Annotated in this window: 20 protein-coding genes; 5 read left to right on the top strand and 15 right to left on the bottom strand. The window is 67.0% G+C overall.

The features are described 5' to 3' along the window. Positions 1–83 precede the first annotated feature (83 nt). Positions 84–905, bottom strand: a complete 822-nt coding sequence (ppsR, locus tag HIV01_RS05445) for a posphoenolpyruvate synthetase regulatory kinase/phosphorylase PpsR (protein WP_200605310.1) — start codon at positions 903–905, stop codon at positions 84–86. Between the two features lie 135 nt (positions 906–1040). On the opposite strand from ppsR, the gene ppsA reads away from it, so the two are divergent. Together ppsA and HIV01_RS05455 are read left to right on the top strand one after the other, a co-directional pair. Continuing rightward, positions 1041–3428 (top strand): phosphoenolpyruvate synthase, encoded by a 2388-nt coding sequence (gene ppsA / locus HIV01_RS05450; protein WP_200605311.1) that lies wholly within the window; start codon positions 1041–1043, stop codon positions 3426–3428. 104 nt (positions 3429–3532) lie between these two features. After that, complete coding sequence (locus HIV01_RS05455; RefSeq protein ID WP_200605312.1) at positions 3533–4423, top strand: mechanosensitive ion channel family protein; 891 nt, start codon at positions 3533–3535, stop codon at positions 4421–4423. Positions 4424–4435: 12 nt separating this feature from the next. Here the strand turns inward: HIV01_RS05455 and orn are convergent, their stop codons facing one another. After that, the gene (gene orn, locus HIV01_RS05460; protein ID WP_200605313.1) at positions 4436–4993 is read right to left on the bottom strand and encodes an oligoribonuclease; all 558 of its coding nucleotides are present in this window, start codon (positions 4991–4993) and stop codon (positions 4436–4438) included. An 80-nt stretch (positions 4994–5073) separates the two neighbouring features. Between orn and HIV01_RS05465 the strand changes: the two genes are divergently transcribed. Then, on the top strand, positions 5074–5559 hold the full coding sequence (locus tag HIV01_RS05465; RefSeq protein ID WP_200605314.1) for a DUF2721 domain-containing protein: 486 nt from the start codon (positions 5074–5076) through the stop codon (positions 5557–5559). 1 nt (position 5560) lies between these two features. Here the strand turns inward: HIV01_RS05465 and tadA are convergent, their stop codons facing one another. The 4 genes from tadA to folD all read right to left on the bottom strand — a co-directional run bounded on the left by tadA (position 5561) and on the right by folD (position 10328). Next, positions 5561–6067: a tRNA adenosine(34) deaminase TadA gene (gene tadA, locus HIV01_RS05470; RefSeq protein ID WP_200605315.1), complete on the bottom strand. Its 507-nt coding sequence runs from the start codon at positions 6065–6067 to the stop codon at positions 5561–5563. Beyond that, entirely contained in the window at positions 6067–7632 is a 1566-nt protein-coding gene (gene guaA / locus HIV01_RS05475; protein WP_200605316.1) for a glutamine-hydrolyzing GMP synthase, read from the bottom strand. The genes tadA and guaA overlap by 1 nt, the downstream gene beginning before the upstream one ends. Positions 7633–7745: 113 nt before the next feature. Then, entirely contained in the window at positions 7746–9203 is a 1458-nt protein-coding gene (gene guaB / locus HIV01_RS05480) for an IMP dehydrogenase (RefSeq protein WP_200605317.1), read from the bottom strand. A gap of 225 nt (positions 9204–9428) precedes the next feature. Continuing rightward, positions 9429–10328 carry a bifunctional methylenetetrahydrofolate dehydrogenase/methenyltetrahydrofolate cyclohydrolase FolD gene (gene folD, locus HIV01_RS05485; RefSeq protein WP_200605318.1) on the bottom strand — a complete coding sequence of 300 codons (900 nt, stop codon included), beginning with the start codon at positions 10326–10328 and terminating at the stop codon, positions 9429–9431. Between the two features lie 115 nt (positions 10329–10443). Here folD and HIV01_RS05490 point away from each other — a divergent pair, with 115 nt between their 5' ends. Both HIV01_RS05490 and HIV01_RS05495 read left to right on the top strand, forming a co-directional pair. After that, positions 10444–10755: a DUF1244 domain-containing protein gene (locus tag HIV01_RS05490; RefSeq protein WP_200605319.1), complete on the top strand. Its 312-nt coding sequence runs from the start codon at positions 10444–10446 to the stop codon at positions 10753–10755. Between the two features lie 2 nt (positions 10756–10757). Beyond that, positions 10758–11528, top strand: coding sequence for an alpha/beta hydrolase (locus HIV01_RS05495; protein ID WP_200605320.1), 771 nt, complete (start codon positions 10758–10760; stop codon positions 11526–11528). Between the two features lie 14 nt (positions 11529–11542). Here the strand turns inward: HIV01_RS05495 and moeB are convergent, their stop codons facing one another. From moeB to rlmN, 9 genes are all read right to left on the bottom strand, one after another. Further along, positions 11543–12667 carry a molybdopterin-synthase adenylyltransferase MoeB gene (moeB, locus tag HIV01_RS05500; protein WP_200605321.1) on the bottom strand — a complete coding sequence of 375 codons (1125 nt, stop codon included), beginning with the start codon at positions 12665–12667 and terminating at the stop codon, positions 11543–11545. Between the two features lie 33 nt (positions 12668–12700). Beyond that, complete coding sequence (locus HIV01_RS05505; RefSeq protein ID WP_200605322.1) at positions 12701–13912, bottom strand: molybdopterin molybdotransferase MoeA; 1212 nt, start codon at positions 13910–13912, stop codon at positions 12701–12703. Between the two features lie 62 nt (positions 13913–13974). Further along, positions 13975–14565, bottom strand: coding sequence for a molybdenum cofactor guanylyltransferase (gene mobA / locus HIV01_RS05510; RefSeq protein ID WP_200605323.1), 591 nt, complete (start codon positions 14563–14565; stop codon positions 13975–13977). 12 nt (positions 14566–14577) lie between these two features. Then, positions 14578–15978: a ribosome biogenesis GTPase Der gene (der, locus tag HIV01_RS05515; protein ID WP_200605324.1), complete on the bottom strand. Its 1401-nt coding sequence runs from the start codon at positions 15976–15978 to the stop codon at positions 14578–14580. A 258-nt stretch (positions 15979–16236) separates the two neighbouring features. Continuing rightward, on the bottom strand, positions 16237–17436 hold the full coding sequence (gene bamB, locus HIV01_RS05520; protein ID WP_207527102.1) for an outer membrane protein assembly factor BamB: 1200 nt from the start codon (positions 17434–17436) through the stop codon (positions 16237–16239). Then, entirely contained in the window at positions 17436–18065 is a 630-nt protein-coding gene (locus HIV01_RS05525; RefSeq protein WP_200605326.1) for a YfgM family protein, read from the bottom strand. Before HIV01_RS05525 ends, bamB begins: the two co-directional genes overlap by 1 nt. Before the next feature lie 109 nt (positions 18066–18174). Next, complete coding sequence (locus HIV01_RS05530; protein WP_200605327.1) at positions 18175–18984, bottom strand: helix-turn-helix domain-containing protein; 810 nt, start codon at positions 18982–18984, stop codon at positions 18175–18177. Next, positions 18981–19847 (bottom strand): type IV pilus biogenesis/stability protein PilW, encoded by an 867-nt coding sequence (pilW, locus tag HIV01_RS05535; protein WP_245156921.1) that lies wholly within the window; start codon positions 19845–19847, stop codon positions 18981–18983. Before pilW ends, HIV01_RS05530 begins: the two co-directional genes overlap by 4 nt. Beyond that, on the bottom strand, positions 19834–21084 hold the full coding sequence (rlmN, locus tag HIV01_RS05540; protein ID WP_200605328.1) for a dual-specificity RNA methyltransferase RlmN: 1251 nt from the start codon (positions 21082–21084) through the stop codon (positions 19834–19836). Before rlmN ends, pilW begins: the two co-directional genes overlap by 14 nt. Position 21085 lies beyond the last annotated feature (1 nt).

Genomic DNA, 21085 nt, shown 5'->3' on the forward strand with positions numbered 1-21085 from the left:
GCTTTTCCTAGGCCGTTTTTCCAGCAGTTTCCCGGCCGCTTTTGCGGGCCTTCCCACCGGGCTTCGCGCGCCGCAATGGCGCCTCAGAACATCTCGCGGTGGATTCCCAGCGTCGTCAGCACCTTGCTCGAGATCTCCTCGATCGAGGTATGGGTCGTGCTCAGCGTCGGAATCCTCTCTGCGCGGAACATCATTTCTGCCGCGGAAACCTCGCGTTTGCAGGTTTCCAGCTGCGAATAACGCGAGTTCGGACGGCGCTCCTGGCGGATCTGCTGCAGGCGCACCGGGTCGATCGTCAGCCCGAACAGCTTGTTGCGGTACGGCCGCAGGCGCGGGGGCAGGCGGTCGTGTTCGAGGTCTTCCTCGGTCAGCGGGTAGTTGGCGGCGCGGATGCCGTAGTGCAGCGCCAGGTACACGCAGGTCGGCGTCTTTCCCGCCCGCGACACCGCCACGAGGATCAGGTCGGCATCGGCGTAGTCGACCGCCTGGCCGTCGTCGTGGGTCAGGGCGAAGTTCATTGCGTTGATGCGGCGGTGATAGGTGTCGAAATCGAACATGCCGTGGGCGCGGCCCACGTAGCGCTGGCGGGTCTGCTCGAGCTCGCGCTCCAGCGGCTCGATGAAGGGCGCGAACACGTCCAGCATCAGCGCGCCGCTCTCCGCCAGGGCCAGGCTGACATCGGAATCCATGCAGGAATTGATCACCACCGGGCGTACGCCGTGGGTCTCGGCCGCGGCGCGGATCTTCTCCGCCACCTCCCGGGCCCGGTCGATGCTGTCGACGAAGGGGATGCGGTCGGTCACGAACCGGGTCTCGGTGAACTGGGTGAGGAGGCTGTGGCCGATGGTTTCGGCGGTGATGCCCGTACCGTCTGACACATAGAACACCGGTCGCACGCCTGCCATGGTCCCACTCCGTCTGAATTGGCCGTTCACAATATGAAAAACCCCGTCGAATCAAGCTTGTATGCATCCGACGCAGAGGCGATCATATCCGGATCACTGCGCAGGCATGCGCCCGCCCCCTTGGAGACCGCCCGCTTGAACGAGAACATCCTCTGGCTGCACGCGCTGCGCCTTACCGATCTGGCACGTGTCGGCGGCAAGAATTCCTCGCTCGGCGAGATGATCGGCAACCTTGCAGGCCTCGGTGTTTCCGTCCCGGGCGGCTACGCGACCACGGCCGAAGCCTTCAAGGACTTCATCGCCCACAACAACCTGCACCAGCGCATCTACGACAAGCTCGCCACGCTCGACGTCGAGGACGTGCCGGCGCTGACCGCGGCCGGTGGCGAGATTCGCAAGTGGGTGATCGACGCGCCGCTGCAGCCGCAGCTGGATGCCGACATCCGCACCGCCTACAAGCAGCTATGCGACGAGAACGGCGGCGGTGAAGTCGCCGTGGCCGTGCGCTCCTCGGCGACCGCCGAAGACCTGCCCGATGCCTCGTTCGCCGGCCAGCAGGAGACCTTCCTCAACGTCACCGGTGCCGAGGACGTCGTGCACAAGGTCAAGGAAGTCTTCGCCAGCCTCTACAACGACCGCGCCATCGCCTACCGCGTGCACCACGGCTTCAAGCACGAGGACGTGTTCCTGTCGGCCGGCGTGCAGCTGATGGTGCGCTCCAACGTCGGTTCCTCCGGCGTGCTGTTCACCCTCGACACCGAGTCGGGTTTCCGCGACGTGGTGTTCATCACCTCCAGCTACGGCCTGGGCGAGATGGTCGTGCAGGGCGCGGTCAACCCGGACGAGTTCTACGTCTACAAGCCGACCCTGCTGCAGGGCAAGAAGGCGATCCTGCGCCGCGGCATCGGCGCCAAGCAGCAGCGCATGGTCTATTCCGACGTCCCCGGCGAGCGCGTGCGCATCGAGGAGACGCCGGCCGACCTGCGCAACACGTTCTCGATCAGTGACGAGGACGTGCAGGAACTGGCCAAGCAGTCGCTGGTCATCGAGAAGCATTACGGCCGCCCGATGGACATCGAGTGGGCGAAGGACGGCGTCAGCGGCAAGCTGTTCATCGTCCAGGCCCGTCCGGAGACCGTGAAGTCGCGCGGCAAGGCCACCCAGATCGAGCGCTACCAGCTCACCAAGCGTGGCGAGGTGATCTGCGAAGGCCGCGCGATCGGCCAGAAGGTCGGCACCGGCGTGGCCCGCGTGGTCCGTTCGCTGGCCGACATGAGCCGCGTGCAGCCCGGCGACGTGCTGGTGGCCGACATGACCGACCCCGACTGGGAGCCGGTGATGAAGCGTTCGGCGGCGATCGTCACCAACCGTGGCGGCCGCACCTGCCACGCCGCGATCATCGCCCGCGAGCTCGGCGTGCCGGCCGTGGTCGGTACCGGCAACGCGCTGGACACGATCAAGGACGGCCAGGAAGTCACCATCAGCTGCGCCGAAGGCGACACCGGCTTCATCTACGACGGTGCCCTGCCCTTCGAGCGCCACACCGCCGACCTGGACAAGATGCCCGAGGCGCCGCTCAAGGTGATGATGAACGTCGCCAACCCCGAGCGTGCGTTCGACTTCGCCATGCTGCCCAACGCCGGTGTCGGCCTGGCGCGCCTGGAAATGATCATCGCCAGCCACATCGGCATCCATCCCAAGGCCCTGCTCGAGTACAGCCAGCAGGACGCCGCGACGAAGAAGAAGATCGACGAGAAGATCGCCGGCTACGGCGGCGACCCGGTCGCGTTCTACGTCGACCGCCTGGCCGAGGGCATCGCCACGATCACCGCCGCGTTCGCGCCGAATCCGGTGATCGTGCGTCTGTCGGACTTCAAGTCCAACGAGTACGCCAATCTCATCGGCGGCAACCGCTACGAGCCGCACGAAGAGAACCCGATGATCGGCTTCCGCGGCGCCAGCCGTTACGTCGACCCGAGCTTCACCGACGCCTTCGCGCTGGAGTGCCAGGCGGTGCTGAAGGTGCGCGAGGAAATGGGCCTGACCAACTGCTGGGTCATGATCCCGTTCGTGCGCACGCTCGACGAAGGCCGCAAGGTGGTCGAAGTGCTCAAGGCCAATGGCCTGGAGCAGGGCAAGGACGGCCTGAAGATCATCATGATGTGCGAGGTCCCGTCGAACGCACTGCTCGCCGAGGAGTTCCTCGAGATCTTCGACGGCTTCTCGATCGGATCCAACGACCTCACCCAGCTCACCCTGGGCCTGGACCGCGACTCGGGCATCGTCGCCAAGCTGTTCGACGAGCGCGATCCGGCGGTGAAGAAGTTGCTGGCAATGGCCATCTCGACCGCACGCGCCAAGGGCAAGTACGTCGGCATCTGCGGCCAGGGTCCGAGCGATCACCCGGACCTGGCCGAGTGGCTGATGGACCAGGGCATCGAGTCGGTCTCGCTGAACCCCGACACCGTCGTCGACACCTGGCTGCGCCTGGCAAAGGCCAAGGCCAAGTCGAAAGCGGCATGATCTTCAGCAGCCGATGACGAACCGCTAACGCCGGTGCAGTCAGACTTGCGCTGAACCTGACGCCCCGCCGATGCGGGGCGTCGCATTTTGAAGGAGGCGAAACCTTGACGCTCGAACAACTGGCCAACCAACTGCAGCGAGCCGACGACTGGACCGACGTCGCCGTGGAATGGGGCGTGCGACTGGGCGCGGCGCTGCTGGCGCTCTATATCGGCATCCAGGTCGCCAAGTGGCTCGCGCGCGCCGTCTCGCGCGCACTGACGCGCGCCCACGTCGAACCGACGGCCCAGCAGTTCCTGAGCCGCGTTACGTACGTGCTCATCCTGATGGTGTTCGTGCTGGCGATCCTGCAGATCTGCCTGAAGGTCTCGCCGGCATCGCTGTTCGCCGTACTCGGCGCGGCCGGCCTGGCAATCGGCCTCGCCATGAAGGACTCGCTGTCCAACGTCGCCTCCGGCGTAATGCTGGTGACGCTCAAGCCCTTCCGCGTCGGCGACATCGTCGACATCGGCGGCAAGAGCGGCAAGGTCGAATCGGTCAGCATCTTCCAGACCAAGCTGCGCGGCGCCGACAACCAGACCATCGTGTTGCCCAACAGCCTGATCACGACCGCACCGATCATCAACCTCACGCCCGACACGGCCCGCCGCATCGAGCTGATCGTCGGCATCGGCTACAACGACAGCATCGAGGCGGCACGCGCGGCGGTGCTTGCGATCATGCATGCCGACAAGCGGATCCACGCCGAACCCGCGCCGGATGTGGTGGTCTATGAGCTGGCCGACAGCGCGGTGAAGCTGGGCATCCGCTGCCATGTCAGCAACGCCGACCACTTCAGCACCAAGTGCGATCTCAACGAGCGCATCAAGGCCGCCTTCGACCGCGATGGCATCAGCATCCCCTACCCGCAGCGCGACGTGCGCATGTACCACCACGTGGCACAGGATCAGGGTGTGAAGGTGGTGGTGACACCGACTCCGGCGAAGCCGGAGTAGTCGCCGGCGGGCCTACAGCCCGCCCAGCTTCCCCATCGACGCCCGGTAGTGCCGCAGCTCGGCGATGGAGTCATGCACGTCGCTCAATGCCGTATGCCGCGCGTCCTTGGCGACGCCGGCCAGCACCTCGGGCGCCCAGCGCCGGGCCAGTTCCTTGACCGTGCTGACGTCGAGGTTGCGGTAGTGGAAGTAGCGCTCCAGCCGCGGCATCAGGCGATGCAGGAAGCGCCGGTCCTGGCAGATCGAGTTGCCGCACATCGGCGAGCGGCCAGCCGGCACCCAATGTGCGAGGAACGCCAGCGTGCTCGCTTCGGCTTCGGCCAGGGTCACCTTGCTCTCGACCACGCGCTTCCACAGCCCGGACTTGCCGTGCTGGTTGCGGTTCCATTCGTCCATCGCTTCAAGGCGCGACACCGGATGCACGATCGCCAGCTCCGGCCCTTCGGCCAGGATGTTGAGCTGCTTGTCGGTCACCAACGTGGCGATCTCGAGGATCGAGTCGTTGTCGGTATCCAGGCCGGTCATTTCCAGATCGATCCAGATCAGATGCTCGTCGTTGGTCGCTGCCATGGGCTCGCACTGAAGGGATGTCGGTAGCATCATACAGCCAGCCCGCACCCGCGCCCCCGCAACGCAGTCACGGAATCCGCATGCCCTCACCCGTCGCGATCGACCCGTCACACTACGCCGTAGTCTCGGCGATGATCACGCCCGCATTCTTCCTGACCGCCGCCAGCTCGCTGTTGATCTCGTCGAACAACCGCCTGGCCCGTGTCGTGGATCGCATGCGCAGCGAGATCGAAGTGTTGCGCGCCACCGAGCAGGGTCCCGCCCGGGTCGCACTGGAGGCACGCATCGCCACCCATCGTCGCCGCTCGTACCTCGTGCTGGCGTCGGTGCGCATGCTCTACGCGGCCATCAGCGCCTTCGTCGGCACCAGCCTGGGCATCGCCGTGGATGCGTTCCTGGGCTACCGGCTCGACATGCTGCCGACCGTCCTCGCCATGATCGGCGTGCTGCTGATGTTCGCCGCTTCGCTGTGCCTGGGGCGCGAGGCCAAGCTCGGCCTGCACATGCTCGACCTGGAACTCAACGAGCAGCTGGCCAAGGACCGGATCGACCTGCGCAACGATTGAGTCAGGCCGGTTTGCCGCGCTTGCGGCGGAAATAGGCCGTCAATCGCGCACCGGCCTCTTCACCCAGCACGCCGCCGTGCACCTGCACGCGATGGTTGTGGCGCGGATCGGCGAGCAGGTCGAACACACTGCCGGCGGCGCCGGTCTTCGGGTCAGTCGCGCCATAGACCACGCGTGCGACCCGCGCATGCACCATCGCCATCGCGCACATCGCGCATGGCTCCAGCGTCACGTACAACGTCGCGCCGAGCAGACGGTGATTGCCGAGCCTGCGACCGCCCTGGCGCATCGCGACGATCTCGGCGTGCGCAGTCGGGTCCTGCTCGGTGATGTTGCGGTTCCAGCCTTCGCCGAGGACTTCGCCCTCAACCGACACCAGCACGGCACCGACCGGGATCTCGTCGTCCTCGTGTTCGGCGCGGTCGGCCAGCGCCAGCGCATGCCGCATCCAGCGCTCGTCCGCTGCGACGACAGTGTCAGCTTCGGCAGGCGGCTGGAACGAGGACATCACTCCCACTCGATGGTCGCGGGCGGTTTGCCACTGATGTCATAAACAACGCGAGAAACACCGCGCAACTCATTGATAATACGATTTGAAACCCGGCCGAGGAAGTCATACGGCAGGTGCGCCCAATGCGCCGTCATGAAGTCGATGGTCTCCACCGCGCGCAGCGCGATCACCCACTCGTAGGCACGGGCGTCGCCGACCACGCCGACCGACTTCACCGGCAGGAATACCGCAAAGGCCTGGCTGGTGCTGTCGTACAGGTCGGCCTTGCGCAGCTCTTCGATGAAGATGTGGTCGGCCTTGGCCAGCAGTTCGGCGTACTCGCGCTTGACCTCGCCGAGGATGCGCACGCCCAGCCCCGGGCCCGGGAACGGATGGCGATACACCATCGCGCGCGGCAGGCCGAGCTCGACGCCCAGGCGCCGCACTTCGTCCTTGAACAGTTCGCGCAGCGGCTCGACCAAGCCGAGCTTCATGTTCTCGGGCAGGCCGCCAACGTTGTGGTGGCTCTTGATGACGTGCGCCTTGCCGGTCTTGCTGCCGGCCGACTCGATCACGTCCGGGTAGATCGTGCCCTGCGCCAGCCACTTGGCATTGGCGAGCTTGGACGACTCCTCGTCGAAGATCTCGACGAACAGGTTGCCGATGATCTTGCGCTTGGCTTCCGGGTCGCTGACGCCCTCGAGCGCCTTGAAGTAGCGGTCGGCGGCATTCACGCGCACGACCTTCACGCCCATGTGCTCGGCGAACATCGCCATCACCTGGTCGCCCTCGTTCCAGCGCAGCAGGCCGGTATCGACGAACACGCAGGTCAGCTGCTCGCCGATCGCCTTGTGCAGCAGCGCGGCCACAACCGAGGAATCGACGCCGCCGGACAGGCCGAGGATGACCTCGTCGGTACCGACCTTCTCGCGCACGCGGGCGATCTGGTCGTCGATGATGTGCGCGGCGGTCCACAGCGTCTTGCAGCCGCAGATCTCGGTGACGAAGCGGCGCAGCAGGGTCGTGCCCTGCTTGGTATGGGTCACTTCCGGGTGGAACTGCACGCCGTACCAGCGCTTGGATTCCAGCGCCATGGCGGCGACCGGGATGCGGTCGGTGACGGCCGTGACGGTCCAGCCCGGCGGCGCCTTGGCGACGTGGTCGCCGTGGCTCATCCACACGTCGATGCGCGGCTCGCCGTCGTGGTCGGACAGGCCGCCGAGCAGCGCGTCGCGGGCGACCAGCTCGACTTCGGCATGGCCGAACTCGCGGGCATCGGCGGCCTCGGTGGCGCCGCCCAGCTGCGCGGCCAGGGTCTGCATGCCGTAGCAGATGCCCAGGATCGGCAGGCCCGAATCGAACACTTCCTGCGGCGCGGCGGGCGCGCCGTGCTCGGTCGTCGACTCCGGACCACCGGAGAGGATGATGCCCTTGGCGCCGTACTTCGCGATCTCGGCCGGATCGTGGTCCCAGGCCCAGATCTCGCAGTAGACGCCGATCTCGCGGATGCGGCGGGCAATCAGCTGCGTGTACTGCGCGCCGAAGTCGAGGATCAGGATCTTGTCGCTGTGGATGTCGGTCATCGGGTTCAAGAATCGAGAATCGGGGCCAGGGTCTCTTGCAGCTCGCCATTCCCGGCGTTGCGGGAATGACGGTCAGTCGCAGCGGTAACAACAAACGCCGAACGGCGCCGGCATCAACCAGCGCGGTAGTTCGGCGGTTCCTTGGTGATCTGCACGTCGTGCACGTGGCTCTCGCGCGCACCGGCATTGGTGATGCGCACGAAGCTGGGCTTCTTGCGCATGTCCTCGATGGTCGCGCAGCCGACATAGCCCATCGTCGCGCGCAGGCCGCCGGCGAGCTGGTGGACGACATTGCGCAGCGGCCCGCGATAAGGAACTCGACCCTCGATGCCTTCGGGCACGAGCTTGTCGGCATCCGACGCGTCCTGGAAGTAGCGGTCCTTGGACCCCTGCTCCATCGCGCCGATGCTGCCCATGCCGCGGTAGCTCTTGTAGCTGCGGCCCTGGAACAGTTCGACTTCGCCCGGCGCTTCCTCGGTGCCGGCGAACAGGCCGCCGACCATCACGGTCGAGGCACCGGCGACCAGCGCCTTGCCGATGTCGCCCGAGTAGCGGATGCCACCGTCGGCGATGAGCGGGATGCGATCCTGCAGCGCCTCGGCCACCATCGCCACGGCGGTGATCTGCGGCACGCCGACGCCAGCGACGATGCGCGTGGTGCAGATCGAGCCCGGGCCGACGCCGACCTTGACCGCGTCCGCGCCGTTGTCCATCAGCGCCAGTGCGGCATCGCCGGTGACGATGTTGCCGCCGATGACCTGCAGCTGCGGGAAGTTCTTCTTCACCCACTTCACGCGGTCGAGCACGCCCTGGGAATGGCCGTGCGCGGTGTCGACCACCACCACGTCCACGCCAGCGGCCGCCAGCGCTTCAATGCGCGCCTCGGTGTCGCCGCCGACGCCGACCGCGGCACCAACCAGCAGGCGTTCGCTGCTGTCGTAGGCGGCGTTGGGGTTGTCGGACTTCTTCTGGATGTCCTTGACGGTGATCAGGCCGCGCAGCTCGAAGCCGTCGTTGACCACCAGCACCTTCTCGATGCGGTGCTTGTGCAGCAGGTTCAGGACTTCCTCGTCGGTGGCGCCTTCGCGCACCGTGATGAGGCGGTCCTTCTTGGTCATGATGTGGCGGACCGGATCGTCGAGCTTCTTCTCGAAGCGCATGTCACGGCTGGTGACGATGCCGAGCAGGTGGCCACCTTCCACCACCGGCACGCCGGAGATGTTGCGGGCGCGCGTGAGCTTGAGCACTTCGGCGATCGTGGTGTCGGGGCCGACAGTGAACGGCTCCTTGATCACGCCGGCCTCGAACTTCTTGACCGAGGCGATCTGCGCCGCCTGAGCCTGCACGCTCATGTTCTTGTGGATGATGCTGATGCCACCCAGCTGCGCCATCGCAACTGCCAGGCGCGCCTCGCTGACCGTGTCCATCGCCGCCGACAGGATCGGCAGACGGATGTTGAGGTCGCGGGTGAGGCGGGTCGAGAGCGAGACGTCCTTGGGCAGGACGACCGAGTGGGCCGGGACGAGCGAGACGTCGTCGTAGGTCAGTGCTTCAGCCTGGATTCGCAGCATGGACAGGGGCCGGGAGGATGAAGCGAGCCATTGTACCGCGCTTACGGGGTCTGGCGCTCGCACTGGAAACAGAATGCCGTGTTCCGTGGGCTCCGGATGCCCGCAATGGCTTTTCGCAGCGCCATACCCGCCCCTCGCGCCTTCGGCGCGACCGCCCCTGACTTAGGGGCTGGGGCAAAGGCACAGCTCCCTCTGGGCATCGCGATCCGGCGAACGACGCGCTCGTCAGCTGACTGGCGACCAGCCCCGTCCCGAATCGGCCGCCTCTGCGGCCTCCAGCGTGTTCTGCATCAGCGTGGCCACGGTCATCGGGCCGACACCGCCGGGGACCGGGGTGATCCAGCTGGCGCGTTCAGCCGCGGCGGCAAAGCCGACGTCGCCGACCAGGCGGCCGTCGTCGAGGCGGTTGATGCCGACGTCGATGACCACCGCGCCCGGCTTGACCCATTCGCCCGGAATCAGGCCCGGGCGACCCACGGCTACGACCAGGATGTCGGCGTTGCGGATCGAGGTCTCGAGGACCTCCGGCGGGGTGAACTTGTGGCAACTGGTCACCGTGCAGCCGGCGATCAGCAGTTCAAGCGCCATCGGCCGGCCGACATGGTTGGACACGCCCACGATCGTCGCGCTCTGCCCGCGCACGGCCTTGTCGGTGTAGGCCAGCAGCGTGGTGATGCCGCGCGGCGTGCACGGGCGCAGGCCGAACTGGCGCAGAGCCAGGTGGCCGACGTTTTCGGGGTGGAAGCCGTCGACGTCCTTGCGCGGGTCGATGCGGTGGATCAGGCCGGTGGCATCGCGGCGGTCCGGCAGCGGCAGCTGGACCAGGATGCCGTGGACCTCGGGGTCGGCGTTGAGGCGGTCGATCAGGGCCAGCAGCTCGTCGTTGCCGGTGTCGGCCGGCAGGTCGTAGTCGATGGCGCGGATGCCCACTTTTTCCGCGGCGCGACGTTTGTTGCGGACATAGACGCTGGACGCCGGATCGTTGCCGACCAGCACCACCGCCAGGCCGGGGCGCGACTTGCCGGCCGCGACGCGCGCGGCGACCCGGGCCTTGAGGTTGTCGAGCAGGTCGTCGGCAATGCGCTTGCCGTCGAGGATGCGTGCGGTGGGCGTGGAGGCGGTCATGCGGTCGCTGCGTTACAGTCGAGGCCGCGCATTATCGCTTATTCAACAGCTTTCATTTGACCGCCGCCCATTTGGCGGCACCCCGCCACCCCGCTCCGCCCCCGACGGAGGCCCCATGACCGACACCGATTTCGAAACCACCCAGATCGAGGCCGCCGCCTTCCGGCGCCTGCTCCAGCACCTGATGGTCGAGCGCACCGACGTGCAGAACATCGACCTGATGATCAACGCCGGCTTCTGCCGCAACTGTTTGTCCGACTGGTACCGCGAAGCCGCCGAGCAGCGCGGCATCACCATGACCAAGGACGAGGCGCGCGAGGCGATCTACGGCATGCCCTTCGCGCAATGGAAGGCCCAGCACCAGAAGGAAGCCACCGCCGAACAGCTGGCCGCCTTCGAAGCGGCGCAGCGCAGGCACGGAGGCTGAGCATGCGCAAGCAACTGCTCGGCTGGGCGGCCCTTCCGGTACTTGGCTATGCCGGCATCTGTGCCTGGCTGTTCGCCAAGCAGCGCGAGTTGATCTACCTGCCCCAGGACACGCGGGTCGATGCCGCGCAAACCGACTTCGCGCTCGAACGTGAAGGCGTGCGCCTGCACGGCTGGGTCGTCAATCCGGCGCAACACGAACCGGTGATCTACTTCGGCGGCAACGCCGAACGCGTCGAGAACCGGCGCGAACAACTCGGGCGCGTGTTGCCCGGGCGCAGCATCTACCTGATTGCTTACCGCGGTTACGGCGCCAGCGACGGCGCACCCAGCGAAGCGGCGTTGTTCGCCGACGCCCTGGCCGTGTACGACGAAGTGCAGTCCCGCCACCCCGGCGAAGCCATCTCGGTGATCGGCTCAAGCCTTGGCAGCGGCGTGGCCAGTTATGTGGCGTCGAAGCGTCCGGTGGCGCGACTGGTGCTGGTTGCGCCGTTCGACAGCCTGGCGTCCGTCGCCCAGTCCCATTACCGGATCTTCCCGGTGCGCTGGATCGTCAAGGACCGCTTCGAATCGGCCGGCTACCTGCGTGGCTATCAGGGACCGGTGATGGTGATCCGCGCCGGCCGCGACCAGGTGATTCCTGCCGCCAGCACCGGACGCCTGATCTCGGCGCTGGGCCGGCCTCCGGAAGTAATCGAGCTGCCAAAGGCCGACCACAACACCATCGGCACCGACCCCGGCTTCGAGCAGGCGCTGGCGCAGTTCATGCTGTAGCGCTGCGCGGGTGACTACCCCGCGCAGAACTGCACGTAGTCGATGTAGCCCGGAAACTCGCGTCCTGCAGCGCAGACAGGGCATTCGGGATCGGCCGACAACCGCGTCTCGCGGAATTTCATCGCCAGCGCATCGAAATTCAGCAGGCGCCCGGCCAGCGAATCGCCAATTCCCAGGATCAGCTTCACCGCTTCGGTCGCCTGCAGCATGCCGATCACGCCAGGCAGGACGCCGAGCACGCCGGCCTCGGAGCAGTTCGGTGCCGCTTCCGGCGGCGGCGGCTCGGGGAACAGGCAGCGGTAGCACGGTGCCTGGCCCCGGTGGCGCCCGGCATCGAACACGCTGACCTGGCCCTCGAAGCGATGTACCGCGCCGTACACCAGCGGCTTGCCCAGCTTCACGCAGGCATCGTTGAGCAGGTAGCGCACGGGGAAATTGTCGGCGCCGTCGATCACGACGTCGGCGTCGGCGATCAGGCGCTCGACGTTGTCGGCGGTGATGCGTTCCGGGAATGCTTCGATGGTAACGGTGGGATTGAGCGCCGACAGCGCAATGCGGGCCGACTCGACCTTCGCCACGCCGATACGGTCTTCGGTATGCAGGATCTGCCGCTGCAGATTGCTGCGATCGACGACGTCATCGTCGGCCAGCACCAGCGTGCCGACACCGGCCGCGGCCAGGTAGTAGGCCGCGGGCGAACCCAATCCGCCGGCACCGACCATGGCGACGCGCGCAGCCTGCAGTCGACGCTGGCCGCCCTCGCCCACTTCCGGCAGCCGCAAGTGACGCGAGTAGCGATCGTAGAAGTCGAAATCGCCCTCAGGACGCGTCAGCGGCAGGCCCTCGGCGATCCAGCGGGTGGTGCCGCCTTCCACCGATGCAACGCGGACATAGCCCGCCTCACGCAGCACCTGCGCGGCCTGCAGCGAGCGCCGGCCGGACTGGCAGATCAGCATCACTTCCGCGTCGAGTGCGGGGAGCTCGACCTGCGGTTGCGCTTCCAGCTCCGCCTTGGCGATGCCGCGGGCGCCTTCGGCGAAGCCGGTGGCGCGCTCGTGCGACTCGCGCACGTCGATCAGCACCACTCCGGACCGCTGGCGACGCAAGGCTTCGGCCGGGGAGATTTCTTCGATGTTCATGCCGTGATTATCGCTCCACTACGGCTGGCTCCACTACGCATAGCGCAGCACCTCGACCACCTCGCCTGCGGCCAGCCGCTGTGGCCCGTCGGGAATGACAATCAGCGCGTTGGAGTCGGCCACCGCACGCAGGCGATGCGAACCGGTCGCCGGATTCGGATCGGCGCGCAGCACTCCGTGGTCATCGCAGAACACACGGGCACGGATGAATTCGCGACGCGCATGGTCCTTGTCGATCGGAGCGACCAGCTGGGCGCGCTCCGCCAGCCGCGGTTCGCTGCGCCCCTGCAGCGCATCGACCAGGGCACGGCCGAATGAAAGGTAGGTGGCGAACACCGAAACCGGATTTCCCGGCAAACCCAGCACCCGCGCCTGGTCCAGGCTGCCGAACAACAGCGGCATGCCCGGCTTCATCCGCACCTTCCAGAAATGGGTCTGGCCGAACTGCGCCAGCACTGCCGGGATATGGTCCTTCTCGCCGGCCGAAACGGCGCCGCAGGTGATCACGATATCGAACGCGCAGGCGGCATCGCGCAGGGCGATTTCGACCCGCTTGGGATCATCGGGCAGTCGCGGCCAGGCGGTCGGCTCCAGGCCGTCGGCACGCAACAGGCCCATCAACAATTCACGGTTGCTGTCGTAGATCTCGCCCGGGGCCAAAGCCATGCCCGGCTCGACGAGTTCGTCGCCACTGCTGAACACAGCGACGGTCGGTCGCCGCACAACGGGCAACGAGGCAAGCCCCATCGAGGCCGCAAGCGATACGCGAGCAGGCGTCAGCAGCGAACCCGCGTGCAGCACCACTTCACCGGCAGCCACGTCCTCGCCTGCGCGGCGTACGTTGGTTCCCCTGGTGATGTTTCCTGACACCGTCACCTGGTCGCCATCGACCCGGCTGTTCTCCTTGATCACGACGGTGTCGGCGCCGGCCGGCATCGGTGCGCCGGTGGTGATGCGCACGCATTCGCCGGCCGCGACCTCCAGCCCCAGCGAGCGCCCGGCGAACTGCTCGCCTGCCAGTCGCAACATCGTCTCGCCATCGCGCAGATCGGCATGGCGCACGGCAAAACCGTCCATTGCGCTGTTGTCGAAAGGAGGCAGCGACAACGGCGCGTGCACATCGGCGGCAAGGATGCGGTCGTGAGTGCGCGACAAGGCCAGCGTCTGCGTTTCAAGGCGATGCGAGGCAGCCACCTCGCGGACGATCGCAAGTGCGTCGTCGAACAGCAGTCCAGTCGGGGGCATGGATGTCGGGGGCGTGGATGTAGGGGGCGTGGATGTAGGGAGCGTGGATGTCGGGGGTGCGGTCATGTCTGCGTGAATCCGGCCGCGGCCAGGTCATCGGGCGTGTTGAGATTGCCGAAGCGTACGCCGTCCAGTCGCACAGCCGCCATGCCAAGCGCCGCCTGCAGTGCGTGCACCGCCACCTCGCCTCGCGCCAGTGCGGCGCTGGCAGCCGGGCGCAGCGTCGCCAGCGGCCATAGGGCAACCAGCGGTTGCGCGCCGTCGTCGTCCACGGCGAATGCGCCGGCAGAGCCGGCCGCTGATGCCAGCGTTGGCAGCAGGCACTCGTTGACGCCGACCAGGTCGACGGGAATCGTCAGCAGCCACGGAGTAGTACAGGCAGCGGCCATCGCGTCGATCCCGGCCAGCGGGCCCAGATCGCCACCCACCCGATCGGCGACAACGAACAGTCCGGCATCGGCATAGCGATCGGCGTTGCGATTGGCGCTGACCACGACGGCAGACGTCTCATCGGCAAATCGCCGCTGCCAGCGGATCACCTGGGCAATGCCGTCGCGCTCGAGCCAGGCCTTGTCTCTACCGCCCAGTCGCGAGGCGCGGCCTCCGGCAAGGATGCCAAGCGTCACCTGCGAAGCCGGAAGCGGGCTGGACATCGGCCTGCGGTGTTACTTCCCGCGCTTCACGTGCCGGATCATGCGGCGCTTCTTGACGACCTGGCGCTCGCTGAGCACGTTCTTCTTGCCTTCGTACGGATTCGTGCCTTCCTTGAACACGAAACGCACCGGCGTGCCGACCAGCTTGAAGCGCTTGCGGAAGAAGTTCTCCAGATAGCGCTTGTAGGAGTCGCTGAGCGTGCGCAGGCGGGTGCCGTGCACGACGAACGTCGGCGGGTTGTTGGCGGCCGGATGCGCGTAGCGCAGCTTCGGGACGTGACCGCGCACCACCGGCGGCGGATTGGTCTCATAGGCCACTTCCAGCGCCTTGTTGACCTCGCTCGTGCTGAACTCGTGCGTGGCCGAGGCGTGCGCCCGGTGGATCGCCTTGAACAGCTCGCGCAGCCCGGAGCCGTGCTTGGCACTGATCCGCACCGCTTCTGCCCAGTCGACGAACCCCAGCTTGCGGGCGAGCAGTTGCTCCGCCTGCTGGCGCTGGTAGTCGGTCTGGTTGTCCCACTTGTTCACCGCCACGACCAGTGCACGGCCGGCGTCGAGCGCATAGCCGAGCACGCTGGCGTCCTGGTCGGTCACGCCTTCGCCGGCGTCGAGCATGATCACCGCGACCTGGCACTGCTCGATGGCCTGCAGGGTCTTGATGATCGAGAACTTCTCGACCGCTTCGTCGACGCGCGACTTGCGGCGCAGTCCGGCGGTGTCGATCAGTCGATACAGACGACCGTCGCGTTCCATGTCGATGGCGACCGAATCGCGCGTGGTGCCGGGCACTTCGGAGGCGATCATCCGCTCCTCGCCCAGCAACCGGTTGACCAGCGTCGACTTGCCGACATTGGGGCGGCCGATGAAGGCGATGCGGATGCGCGACGGGTCGGAGTCGAGTTCGGTGGCGGCGCCGGCTTCCGGCAGCCTTGCCAGGCTCGAATCGATCAGCTCGTCGATGCCCTGGCGATGCGCCGAGGACACGGTGATGACGTCATTGAAACCGTAGCGGGCGAAATCGTTGCGGGCGGCCTGGGCATCGATGCCGTCGATCTTGTTGATCACCAGCGTGGTCGGCCGCGCGGTCTTGCGCAGCCAGGCCAGGATCTCGTCGTCCAGGGCCGAGGCGCCTTCGCGGCCGTCGACGATGAACAACACCAGGTCGGCTTCCTCGGCCGCGGAACGGGCCTGGCGTGCGGTCGCGCCGGCCAGCCCCTCGTCCTCGCCGGCGATGCCGCCGGTATCGACGACGGCGAACGACGGCTTGCCCTCCGGCCGGCAGACACCGTAGTGGCGATCGCGGGTCACACCCGGCTCGTCATGGACGAGGGCGTCGCGGCTGCGCGTAAGCGCGTTGAAGAGGGTGGATTTTCCGACGTTGGGGCGACCAACGAGGGCAACTAGCGGAAGCATGGGCGAAAGCCGAATGGGGAATGGATGGGTATTGCGGGTGAATCATGGGCCGGTTGCCCAGGCCGGCGAGGCTTGCGGGCGCGGCGATAACGGGCCGATGCGCCACTGCTGGGCCTGCCCGGCCTGAAGGGGGCGGGTCAGGTCGGTCCGCAGCGCATGATGACCGCCCGGTCGCAAAAAGGGAAACGGCCCAGTGCCGTTGGGCGCTGGGCCGATCTGCGTCAAGTTGGCCTGTTGCCGGTTGGCGCGTTGCCGCCCTTACTGCAGGCGGAACGCGGTCAGCTCGCCGCTCACGTTCTGGACGATCGCGATGCCGTCGACGACCACAGGCGCCGCCCGCACGGCCTTGCCGCCGACGCGCTCGCGCGCGGCGAACTCGCCGTTGTCGAGCTTGAGCCAGTGGACGTAGCCGTCGTAGTCGGCGACCACGGCGTAATCGCCCTGCACCGCCGCACCCGTCACGTTGCGGCGCGCCAGGCCCGGCTGCTGCCACAGGGCGCTGCCACCGGACTTGTCCAGGCCGAACACGATGCCACCGGCGTCGGTGACGACGAGGCGGTCGCTGCCCATGCCGACCCGGCCGGCGCCACCGTGCTCGCTCTGCCACATCGGGCGGCCGCTCGGTGCATCGATGGCCATCGTCTGGTTCTTGAAGCTGGTGGCATACAGCGTCGTGCCATCCAGCACCGGCGTGCCGTCGACGTCGGCCATGCGGTCGAGCTCGGTACGGCCTTCACCCTCGCCCACCGACTGCTCCCACAGCGGACGACCATCGGTGGCCGACAGCGCCGACACGGAACCATCGTCGTTGCCGACGAAGACATAACCCGGGCCAAGCTGCGGGGCGTCGTTGCCGCGCACCGACAACATCGGCACTTCCTGCACCCAGAACCAGCGACGCTCACCGTTGGCGGCATCAAAGGCGGTGATACGGCCGTCGTTGGAGCGCACGAACACCGAGCCCATGCCGACTGCGGGCGCTGCGATCACCTCATTGGGGACCTTCGCTTCCCACTTCTTCTCGCCGGTCGCGGCATCCAGGGCGATCACTTCGCCGTTGAGGCCGCCGACCACCACCAGGCCTTCGCCGACGCCGGGACCACCGGACACGCCGAGCTCGACCTTCTTCTCCGGGCGGAATTCCCAGATCGACTTGCCGTTCTGCAGGTCGAAGGCATGCACGCCGCCCTCGATGGCGGCGGCATAGACGCGACCATCGGCAACGACCGGACCCTGGCGAACGCCCATGCGTCCCTCGCCCTTGCCGGCGTTGGCCGACCACAGCTTGGAGACGGTAACCGACGGGGTGATGTCGGTCAGCTCGACCGGTTCATTGGGCTTGCCGTCGTCTTTCTTCTTGTCGCCGCCGAACCAGCCCTTGACCGTCGAGCAGCCCGCGAGCGAGGCCGCGCACAGCAGCACGAGGGAGGTACGCAGCAGCATCGTGCGGTGCTTCATCAGGACTTGGCCTCGGGCGTGGCCGGCGCGCCGCCGACCTGGTTGAGTTTGAGTTCGATCAGGCGCCGCTGCGGAGAGGCAACGTCGAGCTTCGCCAGTGCCTGCGAATAGGAGGTACGGGCCTGGTCAAGCTGGCCCAGTGCGAAATGCGCGTCGCCGCGTACTTCCAGCGCCGTGGCCGAGGTGCCATTGCTCACCAGCTTGAGCGCCGCGTCGGCCTGCTTGGCCTCGATCAGCAACCGCGCCAGGCGCTGGTTGACGACTTCGGCGATTGCCGGGTCATTGCTCTTGATGGCGCGCAGCGTGGCGATGGCGGCGTCGTTCTGGCGCGCGTCGACCTGCGAGCGTGCCAGCTCGAGCGCGGCCAGGTCATGGTAGGCGCTGTCAGCCAGCGCATTGACCTTGGCCTGCGCCGTCTTGTCCTTGGCCTGGATGGCGTCGAGCGTGGCCTGGTACTGGTTCGAAAGATCCAGCTGGGCCTGCTCGCCGCGATGTTCCCACCACTTCCAGCCGCCGATGGCCGCCAGCCCGAGCACGATGCCGCCGATCAGGCCAGCTCCGTTGTTGCGCAGCCACTGAAGGACGCGCTCGCTTTGTTCGTGTTCGTCGAGAAGGTCGTCTATTGCCATTCGGGAGCTGCCATTCCAAAGCTGCTGTGTCGCCCCCGCCCTTCGGCGGGAACCCAATGAGGAACACCGGCCCGCGTGGACCGGTGACGAGGGATGACCCGCGCGCGGGTCAGTCTGCGACCGGCGTCAGGGAACCGTCAGAGGATAGCGTAAAGCGCGCCACGTTCGCGCGGCTGAACGGCGTCAGATCAACCGCCTTGCCTGCCTGCCGCACTTCCACGGCAGTGGAGTTGCCCAGTACGACGCGGGAAACCTCGCCAGCGCCGTAGCTTCGCTGCTGCCCTGCTCCCAGCAGACCCTGCTCCAGGGTGGTGCCGTTGCTGCCAACTACCTGAACCCAGCTGTCGCCGGTGAAGTTCAAAGACAGCGCAGCCTGTGCCGAAGCCGAAGGAATCGGCGCCATCGACGCGATCAGCGGGGTGCGTTGCACGCCTGCCGGAGCCGGCTTGATGGCCGGCGATTCGCCCTGCGTGGCCGGCGTCACCGGAACTTCCAGCGACTGCACCGTTGACTGGTGTGGCGAGCGCGTGGCGAGCCAGACCGGCACAGCGATCGCCGCGGTCAGGACGATATAGATGGCCCGGCGCGTCACCTGCTCGAACACATGGCGATAGCGCGGCGTATAGGTATGGCTGACAAGTTCGGACGGGGCGACCACGGTCACCGGACTCTGGCGCAGCTGGTCTTCCAAGTCGACGCCCAGCAGGCGTGCATAGCTGCGCAGCTGGCCACGCACGAACACCGGCGCCCCGAGCTGGCTCGGATCCCCGGATTCGAGCTGGCGGATCCCGCGCAGCGGAATCTTCAGGCTCGCGGCCACTTCTTCCTGGGACAGCCCCGCCTGTTCGCGGGCCTGCTTCAGGCGCACGCCGCAGCTGGCGCCCATCTCGGGCGCAGTGTCATTAGAAGAGCCCATCATCGCCTTCCGTCATCCCCCATGCCGGAGCCCTGCGTTTCAGGGAACTCCGCCCTCATTCGCTGAACGTATCTTGCGGCGGCTGCCGTGTCGCCGAGTTTCTGCTCGATTTGTGACGCAAGCAACAACGCACTGCGGTCCGCAGGTGCTGCCGCCAGGCGTCGCTCGGAAAAAGCCCGGGCCTCGAACGCCCTGCCCTGGCGGAATTCAAGCTCCGCCAGTGCTCCCAGCGCGACCGGGTTGGCCGGGTCAAGGGCAATGGCATCGCGCAGGTTGCGGGCGGCGCGCGCGTCCTGCCCTGCCCTGAGTGCACAGCTGCCCGCATTGGCCAAGGCCATCGCCGGGGTCTGGTAACTGGTGTCGGCAAGCGCGCGGTCGAACCACGCCAGCGACTCCGCCGCCCGGCCCTGGCCGCAAAGCCAGACGCCGTAATTGTTGAGAACGCCACCACTGGTCGGCGCCAGCTCCGCCGCGCGGCGGTAATGCTCGCCGGCCTGCGTGGTCGCACCACTGCGCTCGGCGGCAGCGCCCATCAGCGTGTATGCGTCGACCGAACGCGGATCGATCTTCAGGGCCTGGCGCGCTTCACGCTCGGTAGCCGGGTAGTCGCCGGCAAGCAGCTTTTCCTGGGCGCGCTGCAGGTGCATGCGGGCACTGGAGGCCTTGTCCCGCTTGTCGTCGTTGACTTCGACCTTGCGGGCGATCTGATCGTAGTCGCCACGACTGAAGTCCTGGCGCACGAACGTCAGCTTGCTGCAGGCACTGGCGGCGACCAGCACCACCAGGACGAACAGGGAAAGACGGAGAATCCGGCGGCGGCTGCCGCCACGGGCCATGCGTTCGCGGCGGAGGTCAGGCTGCTTCATCGCCCAGCCCCTGCGCCTGCAGTTGCTTGCGGAATTCGGCCTGGCGACGCGTCCGGTCCATGACCTGGCCCTTGAGCTGGCCACAGGCGGCATCGATGTCGTCGCCGCGGGTGCGGCGCACCGGCGCAATCATGCCGGCGTCGTTGAGCAGTTTCTGGAAGGCGCGGATCGCGACTTCGTCCGGGCGTTCGTAGCGCGTGCCCGGGAAAGGATTGAACGGGATGAGGTTGACCTTGGCGGCATCCTTCATCTGCACGGCGTTGTCGAACTGGCGCAGCAGGCGCAGCAACTGGCGCGCTTGCTGCGGCTGGTCGTTGACGCCCTTCATCAGGGTGTACTCGAAGGTGACCGAACTGCCGCGCTTGCGCAGCGCATAGCGCACGCAGGCTTCCATGAGCTGCTCGATCGGATACTTCTTGTTGAGCGGCACCAGTTCGTTGCGCAGCTCGTCATTGGGCGCATGCAGCGAGACCGCGAGCGAGACGTCGCTCTCTTCGCCGAGGCGATCGATCATCGGCACCATGCCGGCGGTCGACAGCGTCACGCGCTTGTTGGCCAGGCCGTAGCCCAGGTCGTCGCGCATGATGCTCATCGCGCGCACGACGTTGTCGAAATTCGCCAGCGGCTCGCCCATGCCCATCATCACCACGTTGGTCAGCTTGCGCTGCTGGTGCGGGACATTGCCGAGGTGGCGCGCCGCCACCCAGACCTGGCCGATGATCTCGGCGGTCGACAGGTTGCGGTTGAAGCCCTGGGTCGCGGTGGAGCAGAACGTGCAGTTGAGCGCGCAGCCGACCTGCGAGGACACGCACAGCGTGCCGCGGCCCTTGTCGGGGATGAACACCGTTTCGATGGCGTTCTTCGGGTCCATGCCCAGCAGCCACTTGTGGGTGCCGTCGGTGGACGCCTTGTCGAACACGACCTGCGGGACCTGCACGACTGCGTGCTGTTCGAGCTTGGCGCGCAGCGCCTTGCCCAGGTCGGTCATGTCGTTGAAGTCGGTGACGTAGCGGTGATGGATCCACTTCATCACCTGGTGCGCACGGAACTTCTTCTCGCCGAGCGTCTCTTCGAAGAAACGCTCGAGCGAGACGCGGTCGAGATCGAACAGGTTTGTCCTGCCCGGCTCGACCGCGCGCTTGCCCACGACCGGCGCAGTCGCGACAGCCGACTCCGTCGCCGCCGCGGTGCCTGCGTCAGCGAGGTGGAGTTCGATGGTGTCGCGTTGCGTGGTCATG

Origin of the sequence: Lysobacter arenosi (genome assembly GCF_016613475.2) — a bacterium.
Lineage (GTDB): Bacteria > Pseudomonadota > Gammaproteobacteria > Xanthomonadales > Xanthomonadaceae > Lysobacter_J > Lysobacter_J arenosi.

Excerpts from the sequence above, each read along its gene's own strand:
- HIV01_RS05495 (WP_200605320.1), top strand. The coding sequence starts at position 10,758 with ATGCGCAAGCAACTGCTCGGCTGGGCGGCCCTTCCGGTACTTGGCTAT.
- HIV01_RS05525 (WP_200605326.1), bottom strand. The coding sequence starts at position 18,065 with ATGGCAATAGACGACCTTCTCGACGAACACGAACAAAGCGAGCGCGTC.
- orn (WP_200605313.1), bottom strand. The coding sequence starts at position 4,993 with ATGGCAGCGACCAACGACGAGCATCTGATCTGGATCGATCTGGAAATG.
- mobA (WP_200605323.1), bottom strand. The coding sequence starts at position 14,565 with ATGTCCAGCCCGCTTCCGGCTTCGCAGGTGACGCTTGGCATCCTTGCC.
- HIV01_RS05465 (WP_200605314.1), top strand. The coding sequence starts at position 5,074 with ATGCCCTCACCCGTCGCGATCGACCCGTCACACTACGCCGTAGTCTCG.
- HIV01_RS05530 (WP_200605327.1), bottom strand. The coding sequence starts at position 18,984 with ATGATGGGCTCTTCTAATGACACTGCGCCCGAGATGGGCGCCAGCTGC.
- HIV01_RS05490 (WP_200605319.1), top strand. The coding sequence starts at position 10,444 with ATGACCGACACCGATTTCGAAACCACCCAGATCGAGGCCGCCGCCTTC.
- tadA (WP_200605315.1), bottom strand. The coding sequence starts at position 6,067 with ATGTCCTCGTTCCAGCCGCCTGCCGAAGCTGACACTGTCGTCGCAGCG.
- pilW (WP_245156921.1), bottom strand. The coding sequence starts at position 19,847 with ATGAAGCAGCCTGACCTCCGCCGCGAACGCATGGCCCGTGGCGGCAGC.
- rlmN (WP_200605328.1), bottom strand. The coding sequence starts at position 21,084 with ATGACCACGCAACGCGACACCATCGAACTCCACCTCGCTGACGCAGGC.
- guaB (WP_200605317.1), bottom strand. The coding sequence starts at position 9,203 with ATGCTGCGAATCCAGGCTGAAGCACTGACCTACGACGACGTCTCGCTC.
- ppsR (WP_200605310.1), bottom strand. The coding sequence starts at position 905 with ATGGCAGGCGTGCGACCGGTGTTCTATGTGTCAGACGGTACGGGCATC.
- moeB (WP_200605321.1), bottom strand. The coding sequence starts at position 12,667 with ATGAACATCGAAGAAATCTCCCCGGCCGAAGCCTTGCGTCGCCAGCGG.
- bamB (WP_207527102.1), bottom strand. The coding sequence starts at position 17,436 with ATGAAGCACCGCACGATGCTGCTGCGTACCTCCCTCGTGCTGCTGTGC.
- guaA (WP_200605316.1), bottom strand. The coding sequence starts at position 7,632 with ATGACCGACATCCACAGCGACAAGATCCTGATCCTCGACTTCGGCGCG.
- folD (WP_200605318.1), bottom strand. The coding sequence starts at position 10,328 with ATGACCGCCTCCACGCCCACCGCACGCATCCTCGACGGCAAGCGCATT.
- der (WP_200605324.1), bottom strand. The coding sequence starts at position 15,978 with ATGCTTCCGCTAGTTGCCCTCGTTGGTCGCCCCAACGTCGGAAAATCC.
- HIV01_RS05505 (WP_200605322.1), bottom strand. The coding sequence starts at position 13,912 with ATGCCCCCGACTGGACTGCTGTTCGACGACGCACTTGCGATCGTCCGC.